This is a genomic window from Komagataeibacter saccharivorans (assembly GCF_003207825.1).
Lineage (GTDB): Bacteria > Pseudomonadota > Alphaproteobacteria > Acetobacterales > Acetobacteraceae > Komagataeibacter > Komagataeibacter saccharivorans.
On record NZ_NKTY01000042.1, the window covers coordinates 1 to 10,094 of the forward strand.

At 58.5% G+C, this 10,094-nt stretch carries 4 protein-coding genes and 2 pseudogenes; 1 reads left to right on the forward strand and 5 read right to left on the reverse strand.

All coding sequences use genetic code 11. The annotated features are described in order from the left end of the window. From CFR79_RS16290 to CFR79_RS14560, 4 genes and pseudogenes are all read right to left on the reverse strand, one after another. Positions 1 to 763, reverse strand: a pseudogene (locus tag CFR79_RS16290) (IS3 family transposase); the annotation flags it as partial. A gap of 112 nt (positions 764 to 875) precedes the next feature. After that, positions 876 to 5,237: an NACHT domain-containing protein gene (locus CFR79_RS14550; protein ID WP_146220154.1), complete on the reverse strand. Its 4,362-nt coding sequence runs from the start codon at positions 5,235 to 5,237 to the stop codon at positions 876 to 878. 449 nt (positions 5,238 to 5,686) lie between these two features. After that, a pseudogene (locus CFR79_RS14555) lies at positions 5,687 to 6,867 on the reverse strand (IS91 family transposase). A gap of 19 nt (positions 6,868 to 6,886) precedes the next feature. Beyond that, complete coding sequence (locus CFR79_RS14560) at positions 6,887 to 7,798, reverse strand: tyrosine-type recombinase/integrase (RefSeq protein WP_110548381.1); 912 nt, start codon at positions 7,796 to 7,798, stop codon at positions 6,887 to 6,889. Between the two features lie 355 nt (positions 7,799 to 8,153). Between CFR79_RS14560 and CFR79_RS14565 the strand changes: the two genes are divergently transcribed. Further along, positions 8,154 to 9,266: a Fic family protein gene (locus tag CFR79_RS14565; protein WP_110548382.1), complete on the forward strand. Its 1,113-nt coding sequence runs from the start codon at positions 8,154 to 8,156 to the stop codon at positions 9,264 to 9,266. 76 nt (positions 9,267 to 9,342) lie between these two features. On the opposite strand, the gene CFR79_RS14570 is transcribed toward CFR79_RS14565, so the two are convergent. Beyond that, a partial coding sequence (locus CFR79_RS14570) for a tyrosine-type recombinase/integrase (RefSeq protein ID WP_146220155.1) occupies positions 9,343 to 10,094 on the reverse strand: 752 nt, incomplete at its 5' end.

Genomic DNA, 10,094 nt, shown 5'->3' on the forward strand with positions numbered 1-10,094 from the left:
CCGTCAGTTCCCGCGCCACACGTCCACCTGATAATGACGTGTCGGCAACCAATGCCAGGTTCTTGCGACTGAAATCGTCGATAACAGCCAGAATGCGGAACCAGGGGCCACAGATCAGGGCATCCGAGATAAAATCCAGGCTCCAGCGCTGCCTGGGTTCCTGAGGGATGGTCATGGGAGAATGCGTCCCCAGCGCCCTCTTGCGGCCACCCCGATGGCGGACTTTCAGCCCTTCCTCCTGACAAAGGCGGAACAGCTTCTTGTGATTGGGGCTGAATCCTTCCCGCGCCAGAAGATAACCCAGGCGGCGATAGCCAAAGCGGCGTCGTTGGTCCGCCAGTTCCCGTAGGCGCTGGCGCAGGGCAGCATCGTCCGCTCCGGTAGAAACATACCGCGCGACACGCCCTGGCAACACCAACAAGCGCACAGGCTCGGCGTTCACTCAGGGCCAGAGCTTCCTGAATGTGTCGGACCGCCTGCCGTTTCGCGACAGGCGTTACCACTTTTTTCCAACAATTTCCTTCAGTGCCGCATTATACAGCATGGCATCCGCCAGAAGACGTTTCAGGCGGCTGTTTTCATCTTCCAGCGCCTTCAGCCGTTTGGCCTCGGATACCTCAAGGCCACCATAACGGGTCTTCCATTTGTAGAAGGTCGCGTCACTGATCCCGTGCTTACGGCAAAGATCAGAGACCTTCAGCCCGGATTCCTGTTCCTTCAAAATCCCTATGATCTGTTCTTCCGTAAAACGACTGCGCTTCATCCGTCCGTATCCTTCTCGATCGGACTCTACTTTTAAATGGTTACATTTCCGGGAGGCACGTCAATTACTCAATCTAATCATTACGGGAAGAGCCGCCGATTCGAAGCAAGCGTTATACCGTTAAATCAATTCCAACGACCGCTAGCTTCACCTGATGGTTCAACCGCACCTCAAGGCTGACTGCAAGGCTTTGGAGCCGCTCCAAAAGGCTCAAGAAATCAATCACGGATCCAGTATCCGGGCATCGCCAAGTGCGGTGCTTGCTCATGGTCACGAGTAGACAGCCTGCACGACAATCATCATGCTGCATATATTGACCGATCAGCTGGTCTTCCAGAGCCCGTTCGAGATCAACAACGGAATACCCATTGTTGGCAAGTTTCAATTCGATCACGGCCTTCGCATTCGAACGCACCGAGAGGAGACGGATGTCCGTTTCCTTGTCATTGACCACCAGTGCCTCACGATCAACACGATAAGCTCCATTCTCGCGCTCCTGCAGGCGCTTGGCGAACCATACCTGCATATCCTTTTCCTTTTGGATATCGGCCAAGATTGATCGCTCGGAAAACTCGTGCGCGCGAATATCGTGCTGAAGATCGGTAAGCCGATCTATCATCATCCGAAACATGCCGTTGCGGTCCGCCTGCGGGGCTTCGCCATAAAGCTCGATCTGCGAAATATCGTGATCGGCCAGTGGGAGGCCTTCAGCTTCACTGGCAGCTTTCTCGCGCGCAAGCTGGTCGAGCCTGTCTTTAAAGTGGGCAAACAACGGGTCATCCCGCATGTCCTGCTTGATGGCCCAAGCCTCAGCGCCGGTGCAGTCGAGTAGAGCATTCAGTACGGCTCCGCGCCCATCCTGTGCCTTATCGCGCGCAGTCGGCCTGAAGACTCCGCCGCCCGCCCGGTCGATGTCATCAGGGATGCGGATTTCAGCATAAGCCAACCTGACCAGCGAAAGAAGCACCGCGGGGGTGAAATCTTGGCCAGATAGATCGAGACAGAAGCGGACGTTGCGTCGGTCAGCGAGCGTGGCGAACAGATTTTCGCACAGGCGATACCGTGTTGATGGATCAAGCATTCCGAGATGTTGTTCCAACAGTCCAATAGCCTCTCGCGGCGCGGTACTCAGCAAGAGCATCAACCAGAGCAGCGCGAAAGGCCTGCCAAGGCCATCCGAGAGCCGGTTTTGCGCCAGAGTGATCAGACGGGACCGGTCGAATGAACTTCGAAGCAGGTAGTCGATAGCCCTCTCAAGATGAGCATGCATTCGAGCCTGCTGCCGGTCACCTTCGAACGCTGCATCGGTCGTCGACAGCCACGCCCATACGCGCGGTGCGCAGAACTCGAGGACATGCTGGTCAGCCCGCGAGAAGTCCGCGAGCAATCCCGGAAATTCGAAACTGACGGCATTATCCAGCTGTGCTGAAAGCTCCTCACCAAGCGTAGCTTCGACGGCCTCAGGCTGATGCGCGACCAAATCCGCTATCCATGGGGGGAAGCCGTTGGGCTCGACAGGAGCCAGGCAAGCAGCTGCCTCGGCATACTTGCGTTCGAGATCACGTGCCCATCCCGGGCGCTCCGCTTCAGCATAAACTCCCGCTAACGCAAGGATACAGGCGCTCCAGACAGTGTTTCGTTCATCCGCAGGGCGCTTGCTGCACAGCGGAACCTTGATGGTGCGCCAATAGGCGCAGAATGCAGTGCGCACCCGTTCGGTGATCGCAGCATTAAAATGGCTCGAGATTAATGCGCCGTTCCAATGGGAGCGTTGCCCCACGTCTCTGAGATCACGCTCAAGAACGTACTCAAAATCCCTAACTATTCTGGCAATGCTCGCTTTTGAGAAATAGGCATCGGGATCACGCAAGACGTCCTTCCGCCAATCGATCCAAGTCTGAATGGCCTCAGCTTCTTTGGCCTGCCGCGCAACTGCCTGCCTCGTCCACTTCGCTTCCTGCACCGCGTGGGACCGATCCAACTTCGCAGGGACGAGCCATTGCGCCAGCTTTTCGATCCAGACGAGATTATCCTTCGCAACGTCGCGCAAAGCTGCGGCCCGACCTTCAAGTATCTGACCATCCACACGAAGCAGGCGTAGAGCGTTGTAGAAAGCTTCGGCGCGGATGCGCTGATCACAGCCTGTGTCAGCCGCCACCTCCAACAGCCAGTCGAAATCGTCATAGTCAATCGCATCCACGGTAGAGGCGTAGGCGATGTTTATCCCGAGCTCGTTGTCATTGCGGGGCGGAACATGCGCGGCGCAAAATCGCCCCTCCGCTAAATAGATAAATTTTCGCCAGGTTCTTGGAGCATGGCGGAGCCGCTCGATCACTTCTTTTACGGGCTTTTCATCGCCAAATTCATCGTTTTTTAATCGAGCCGCGATTATGGCGGCCTTAAGCAGTCCCTCGGTAGGTAGATGAGTATCCTCGAATTGACGCAGGCAAAATGCTGCCAAGGCCGACGTGAGGTATCGATATTTGCTCGTATAATGCGGCCAGTGTTTGATAGGCTCGATGCTGTCTTCGATTAGCCGTGCCAACAAGTCACGCAGTAAAGTGACTTCCGTGTCAGGGAGCATCCAATACGATATCAGCGTTGGCAGTGTCCATTCGATCCCGCCAACACTACGTTTGTCGACATCAATCTGTCCGAGAAGCCGGACGAAATCTTCAGATGAAAGATGTTTAGGGAAAAGTGGGTCAATCACCCTCTCTTTCACACGTGATGGCCAGTGCGGTTTGCTTAGTAATGACGCGATCAGGCTTGCCAGCTCGCCCGGTGCCTTCATCTCTGCAAGAGCTGTAACAGCCGTTACACGGTCAGTCGGTGACGCTTGGGGATCATTCGCCACTTCTGAGGCAATATCGCAACAACATTCCATGCGCGCCGCCTGAATGAGATCGATCAGCAGTTCGCGGACTTCTGGGCTGGTGCTTTGTTCTTGCCAAAGCCTACGGACGGTGGGCGACAGATCGGATGATGCGAAACGCAATACTTGAGGATAGGGAATGCGCACCCCGCGCCAGCCATCGCCTCCATAGCGTTCGACGTAGGCCGCGAGGATACGGGAGCGCGCGCTCGTAGAAAAACTTTCTGGGTCGCCATCATCCATCAAGGCTTCAGGCTCTCGACGCACCATCTCGTCGCGTACAGCGTCGTCTGTTATTGCCAGCCAAGCCGCGACCGCGCGCATCGAAGGGAATACCAGATCCCGACCATAGCATTCGCCGAATAGGAGTCGAAACAACGCTGCCTTTGGCATTTGGCCGTCGGCGCTGAGGCGCCGTAGTCGCTTGGCCGCGAGAAATTCGGAAGCTGAGCGGTGGTGAAACCGGACACGTCCATAGCTGGCAAACCCGAACAACGGGCGCTGCAGTAATTCAACTCGATCCTTGTCCGACCAGTCATGGAGAATGATCGACGGGTCGAGCGCTGCTTCTACCTCGTGTGCATCAAGCGACAAGTCTGAAAAACGAATGGTTCTTTTGCGGGTCAACACTTGCGCGAGAGCTAATCGTTCGGCGCCCTCAAGGGCTCGTGCATCGGACAGGCAAATGTGGCGCTTGCGCTCCCCTGCTTCCTGAAGTTTATGACGGATATCTTCGGCGATCTGTTCAGAGCGGGTTCCAAGACGCTTATATTCGTTCCAATAGGCACATATCTCAATCAGTTCTTGAGGACGCCGAGCGAACTCCCAAGCACGTCTATGGCCGATCTCCGCTAGCAGTCCAGCAATGTTCCTGACTTGTTTGCCTTCAGCAATCTGCTTGATCTGCGCCTCGCTCAACGGTGTGAGCCCGACGATGCGGACGCCGCTTTGCGGGTCATGGTCGACCGGTGTCTTCTTCGCTTGGGATCGCTGCTTGCGTGTCTCGCCGCTGATCAGACGCCGGAACTTTGCATTAGAATCTTCGACAATATCTGACGGCGGTGCAGATTCGACGACAGGCACTTCACTGGCAAACGCATCAAGATCGAGCGCGATCGGCCGACTGGTGACGACAATCTTTGCTCGATGAAGCTGACCATCTATCGCGCGCGTAAGTTTGCGCAGCGCGAGCCGAAAGTTGCCGTGAGACAACAGGAGTTCGTCGGCAGAATCGAGAAAGAAATGCGCTTCGGAGTGACCGTCGGCCAACCACTGTCGATAGCGCATCATCTGTTCGTGGTCGAACAGGAGCGATATTTCAGTCGTCGCAACAGATTCGAGGGTGAGAAAGAACGCAGCCTTTCCATCGATGAATAACCGCTTTGCCGTCTCCCGGCATTCATGGGTCTTACCAGACCCTGCGGCCGAAATCAGCAAAACCCTAGATGATACTAGCAAATCATCCCATGTGAGACGTCCGCCAAACCCCATAGCTTCGAGCGCATCAAGCTTGTTGGGGTCGCTGATTTCCTCTCGTCCGAGATCACGAAATGATCGCTGCACAGTAGAATATTGAGAGTGTTTGTGGGGGCCTGTCATGTGCATTCTAAAAGCGCATCTTATTCTTCTAGCGCAAGCTCAATTTGTGCCGAGGCCGACCGCCTATCGGCCGCGTGTGTCTGAGCTCGACGATCATGGCGACTGTCTCACTTTATCTGTCCGAAAGCAGACATTCTGCTTTCCTGAAGAGTTTCGGGCGCCGCGAGGCGTACGAAAGTCTGGGAAGACCGAACCCGCGACACCGGGACTCAGTTATGGGGAATTTGCAACTGGCGCCACCCCGGGGGAGAGTCTGAGCCAGAGCATAAAGGTGCGTGTGTGGAACTGGAACGGGTTTTTGTGATCGGATCTGCATGATGTGATGACGGAACTGGCGGTGCAGGCAGCGATTTTTCCGGGTTTTCCAGTGATGCGTACAGGAGCCTCGGTTTGCCGGAGTGCAGCCACTCCGGCATCGGGATCGGTCATGCTGTGGTCTCTGCGGGCTGTCATCGTGATCCCCCGGCCGGATCAGTCGCCGGTGGCGGCCCTCTGGGCTGGCACCAGCGGGGAAGGATCTGGATAACAACCATCAGTCCGCCACAGCATGGGCAGGGCAGTGGCGTGACCGGTTCGGACTCCGGGATTTCTGCCGCTGGCGTAGGTATGACATTCAGCAGTTCTCGCACCCGGGCGAGGCTGGCCTTGCGGCTGGAACTGGCCAATGGCGGATGCGATGAAATCCCCGTGGCAGGACATGCAACATGAAGCGACGGATGAACTCATCCGTGGCGAGCGTCATGACCTGCTGCTGGTGGGCCGTGTCCCGCCTGTAGTCCTTGTAGCGGAACGTCACGCCGTTTTCGTTGAACGCCAGGAGGCGGCGGTTCGAGATGGCGACGCGGTGGGTATAGCGCGACAGGTAGGCCAGCACCGCTTTGGGACCCGCAAAAGGTGGTTTGGCATAAACAACCCAGGGTCTGCTGCGCACAGGGACCAGATACCGCAGAAAGGCACGGCGGTCTGCCAGAGGGGCAAGACGGCCCCGGAAGGCCAGCCGGTCAGCATCGAAAAGCGCAAGTAGCCGGGTGAGGAACAGACGACGAAACAGCTTGCCCAGCACGCGAACGGGTAGGAGGAAGGCCGGGCGCGACGAGATCCAGCGCTGGCCATCGGGCGACAGGCCGCCGCCCGGCACGATCATGTGCACATGGGAATGGTGGGTCAGCGCCGACCCCCAGCTGTGCAGCACGGCGGTGATGCCGATGCGGGCACCCAGATGCCGGGGATCGGCGGCGATCGTCATCATCGTCTCCGAGGCGGCCTGGAGCAGCAGGGCGTAGAGAACGGCCTTGTTCTGCAGCGCGATGTCGGCGATCCGCGCCGGCAGGGTGAAGACGACATGGAAATACCCGACCGGCAGCAGATCGGCCTCACGTTCGGCCAGCCATGTCCGCGCGGCATTCCCCTGGCAGCGCGGACAATGACGGTTGCGGCAGCTGTTATAGGCAATGCGCCAGTGTCCGCAGTCCCCGCAGGCCGCGACATGACCACCAAGGGCTGCGGTGCGACAGTGTTCGATCGCCGACATGACCTTGAGCTGCTGCAGGAGGAGACGGCCGATATGGGCTGCCCGCCAGGCAGGACCGGCAGCCCGGAAGATGTCCCCCAGTGCGAGCGAGGCGGACATGACCGCCCCCGCTCCAGGATCAGCCGTCAGGCCTTGCCTGCGCCGTCGTCAGCATGCCCAGCCTGTCGAGCGGACTGATGACGGCCCGCACGGTCCGTGTCGCAACCTTTGTATAAAGGGCCGTGGTCTCCAGACGGGAATGACCCGGCAGGACCTGGATCACGCGGACATCGACACCATCCTCAAGCAGGTGCGTGGCAAAGCTGTGCCGCAGGGTATGAGGCCCCACACGTCTGGTGATCGCAGCGGCCCGCGCCGCATCGACAACCACGCGATGGAGCTGCCGTGTGCTGATGGGCCTCATGGTGTCCTGCCCGGGAAACAGCCAGCCACCCGAATGCATCACGCCCTGCTGGCGTCCGGCCTTCCACCACTCCCGCAGCAGGGGCAGGAGGTCTGCCGGAAGCATGGCGTTGCGATATCGTCCCCCTTTGCCCCGTTCGACCCTGAGCAGCATGCGTTCGCTGTCGATATCACTGACCCTGAGGGCGGCGACCTCGGCCACCCGCAGGCCTGCCCCGTACGCGATCGAAAGGGCAGCCTGGTGCTTGAGGCAGGTGGTTACGTTGAGCAGACGGGCAACCTCATCGCGGCTCAGCACGACGGGCAGGTTGCGGGGCTGCGCCACCCGGACCAGCCTGCGTGCAAGGTCAGGTCGGTCGAGTGTCTGGGTGAAGAAAAATCTCAGCGCCGACACGATGGCGTTCATGGTCGGTGTCGGCATGCCAGCCGCGTTCTGCGCAATCTGGAACTGGCGCACATCCTCGGCTGTTGCCGTATGGGGTGAGCGGCCCAGAAACGTGGCGAAACGGCCGACATCGCGAAGGTAATTGCGCTGCGTCTCCCGGGAGAACCGCCGCACCGCCATGTCATCAAGCAAGCGCTGGCGAAGGGGACTGATTGCAGCAATGCACAGGGACTCTGTCATCATCCGGCTCCTTCTGGTGGGAAGAAGCCAGAGTGCTTGGCCCGATCAGAACAGTTCCAAATAAAAGCAGGTCTCTCACGCCGTGGTGACAGGCCTCCACATCACACCAATCCCGCGCAGCGGGTTCGTTCTCCCCCCCATTGCTGTCATTTTCTGTCGATGATCTGGTGTTGCTGCCGGAATAAAAAGGCGGCACGGCTCTTTCGGAAGAGGTGGAAAAGGCAGCAGGAGTTCTTCTGCCAGGCGCTCGGCCAGTATGTGCGTTGAATAATGGACGTATTCGCCGCATATGATGCGGATATAGTCTTGCGGTCTGCGGCGATTAAGCGCCATATTCCCCGCAAGGAGTGCAGGGAATATGGCGCGATACATTCATCAGCATGGAGACTGGCCGGATTTCCGGTGGGACAAGGATTCCATCTCCCATGAACTGGCTGCGGTGCGTCATCGGCAGGGGCGGCTCCTGGGGCGCATGGAGAGTCTTGGTTTCGATTTCAGGTCGGAAGCCGTGCTCCAGACCCTGACGGAAGACGTCATCAAGTCGAGCGAGATTGAGGGCGAAAACCTCGATCGTGAGCAGGTGCGCTCTTCCATTGCCCGGCGACTGGGCATGGATATTGGCGCGCTGGCAGCGGTGGATCGGGATGTTGAAGGCGTGGTGGAGATGATGCTGGATGCAACCCGGCATTACGCTGAGCCTTTGACCGAAGAAAGGCTGTTCGCCTGGCATGCAGCTTTGTTTCCGACTGGCAGGAACGGCATGGCACGCATTCTGGTGGGAGAGTGGCGTGATGACAGAACCGGCCCGATGCAGGTTGTGTCTGGCCCTGTCGGACGGGAGAAGGTCCATTATGAGGCGCCGTCAGCCAGCAGGGTGCCCGCGGAGATGCAGGCCTTTCTCGACTGGTGCAATGCCGGGCAGGCACTGGACCCGGTGCTGAAGGCTGCCATTGCACATCTGTGGTTTGTCACCATCCATCCGTTTGAAGACGGAAACGGGCGCATGGCGCGGGCCATCGGCGACCTCATGCTTGCGCGTTCGGAACAGACAGACCAGCGGTTCTACAGCCTGTCAGCCCAGATCCGCCACGACCGGAAGGATTACTATGCAATCCTTGAGGCCACCCAGAAGGGCGATATGGACATCACGCTCTGGCTGCACTGGTTTCTGGGGGCTCTGGATCGCGCCTTTAATCGCGCTGAGCTGGTCTTGGGAAAAGTCATTCAGAAGGCCCGTTTCTGGGACAATCTGGCCGGACAGGCGATCAATGACCGGCAACGCCTCATGCTCAACCGTCTGCTCGATGGGTTTGAGGGCAAGCTGACTTCATCCAAATGGGCGAAGTTGGCGAAAACGTCACCGGATACAGCCCTGCGAGATATCAATGATCTCGTGTCGCGTAATATTCTGGCCCGGGAGGCGGCAGGAGGAAGAAGCACCAGCTATGCGCTGGTTTTTCCCGAGACGTAAAACGCGGGTCGGAAGCGACATGCCCGGTTGAAGGATCCCCGATCCAGTTTTGTGTCGGGAGAATTGTTCCCGGTGGTTAGGAGAAGCTTTCCCTTGCATCGGTGAGCGCGGATGAAATGCGCTGGGCGACCTGATCCGTCGAGCGTTTGACATTTTCCCGCTTCAGATGGGCGTAGCGGGAGGTGGTCTTGATGTCGCTATGACCCAGCATCCGGCCGATCATTGTCAGGTCCGCTCCCATCTCCAGAGCATCCGATGCGAAGGAATGACGGAGATCGTGAAGCCTGACGCCATCCAGCCCTGCCGCCTTGCGGATACGACGCCATGGCTTTTGCAGATCAGTGAGATATTCGCCAGCCTTGCGTCCGGTGATGACATAGGGATTGTCGGGCAGGTGAGGGGTGGCCTTCAGGACATCAACAGCCGCCGTGCCCAACTGGACGGTCTTCGCTCCGGTTTTGCTGTCTGGCAGGCGCAGTTCCGCTTCATCCAGCCAGACATGCGCCCACTGGAGCGTCTGGATTTCGCGCAACCGGCAGCCCGTGAGGGCAAGCAGGCGAATGGCCCGTGCGGCTTCGGGCATATCTTCGGCGGCCTCGTCGAGGCTGCTTCCCAGGCGCGCATACTCCTCTCTGGTGAGGAAACGCTCACGTCTTTCCTCCCGGTAGCGTTTGACACCCCGGCATGGATTCACGCCGTCCTGGCGGATGCCCCACAGATCGGCAAGGTTGAACATCTTTGACAGAACGCCCAGCGTCCGGTTGGCCTGATAGGGGATGTGCCGGAAACTGCCATGAAATTCGACGACTTCCGCCCGTGAGAGGTCGG